This is a genomic window from Auritidibacter ignavus (genome assembly GCF_003703835.1).
Taxonomy (GTDB): Bacteria; Actinomycetota; Actinomycetes; order Actinomycetales; family Micrococcaceae; genus Auritidibacter; species Auritidibacter ignavus.
Genome location: NZ_RDQR01000046.1, coordinates 1 through 1,356 on the forward strand (window position 1 = coordinate 1; position 1,356 = coordinate 1,356).

General features: G+C 67.1%; 1 protein-coding gene. It reads right to left on the bottom strand.

Going from position 1 to position 1,356, the window contains the following annotated elements; all coding sequences use genetic code 11:
- Positions 1-1,235, bottom strand: a 1,235-nt coding sequence (locus tag DYI20_RS12095; RefSeq protein WP_110100106.1) for an ISL3 family transposase, incomplete at its 3' end; no start/stop codon positions are given.
- Positions 1,236-1,356 lie beyond the last annotated feature (121 nt).

Genomic DNA, 1,356 nt, shown 5'->3' on the forward strand with positions numbered 1-1,356 from the left:
TTCCGGAAGCCCAGGGCGGATCCGCGCAGGTGTTCGAGTCGTCCGTTGATGGCCTCGGTGGGTCCGTTGGAGGTTCCGGGGCGGTCGAAGTAGGCCAGGATGTCTGCCGCCCTTTTCTTCAGCGTCCTACCCAGACCGGCCAGCTCGATGAGCTTGGTCGGCACTGCCCGGCCCAGCTTGGCGATCAGCTGCTCCATCATCGCCCTGCCCTCGGCCCTGTCTGTCTGGCGGTAGGCGGCGACCATGTGCTGGTAGAACGCCCACGTGGCCTCGACCTCCACATGCTCGTCAGCCTCGAAGAGGTCCTGGATCCTGGAATACTGCTTCTCGGTGAGCAGGTCGGCCCCGGTCAGCAGGGTCCGGCGGGCCTTGTAGAGCGGATCCTGTTTGCGGCCCCGGTGGCCGTTCACCTGTTGCTGGACTCGCCGGCGGCATCGCTCGAGCGCGTCTCCGGCCAGGCGGACCACATGGAAGGGGTCCATGACCGTGGTGGCTTCGGGGATCTCCTCAGTGGCTGCGGTCTTGAAGCCGGTGAACCCGTCCATCGCCACCACCTCCACGCCATCCCGCCAGGAAGCCGGACGCTCGGCCAGCCAGGTCTTGAAGGCCTGTTTGGAGCGGCCCTCGACCATGTCCAGCAACCTCGCCGGACCGGTGCCGACGCGCAGTGGTGTGAGGTCGATGATCACGGTGACGTACTTGTCGCCACGCCGGGTATGGCGCCAGACGTGTTCATCCACGCCGATCGCGGTGACCCCGTCAAACCGGGCCGGGTCGTCGATGAGCAGACGCTTGCCCTCGGCCAGCACGGCGTCGTTGGCGGTGTTCCACCGCACCCCCAACGCCTCGGCGACCCGGGCGATGGTCAGGTGCTGCACGACCAGAGCTTCCAGGGCCCAGCGCAGGGCACGGCGGGAGAGCTTGGCCTTCGGCTCTGCCGCGGCGGTGGTGTCCTGGCGCCAGACGTGGGCGCAGTCGGCGCACCGGTAGCGCCGAACCGTGACGTGCAGAGTCGTGGGCCTCCAGCCCAGCGGCTCGTGCGCCAGCCGGCGGATCACCGTGCCCCGCGCGGTGCCCTGAGAACCACAGCGGTGACACCACTCATCTGGCTCCACCACCCGACAGGCCAGTACCGCCCGCCCGGGCTCCACCCGTTGCCCGGTAGCTTGAAGGCCGAGCTCGTCCAGCCGGCAAAACTTGGTCAGGTCACAGTCGTCGAAGGTAGCGTTAGGCACGTCGAGGTCTTTCAGATGGCTTGTGTAGGAACTTCCATCATCGGAAGGCCTCGACCTCTATCCAGCTATCGACGCGCCACTTCCCCGAGACCCCCGTCTACACCCTCGATTGTGAAGAGCC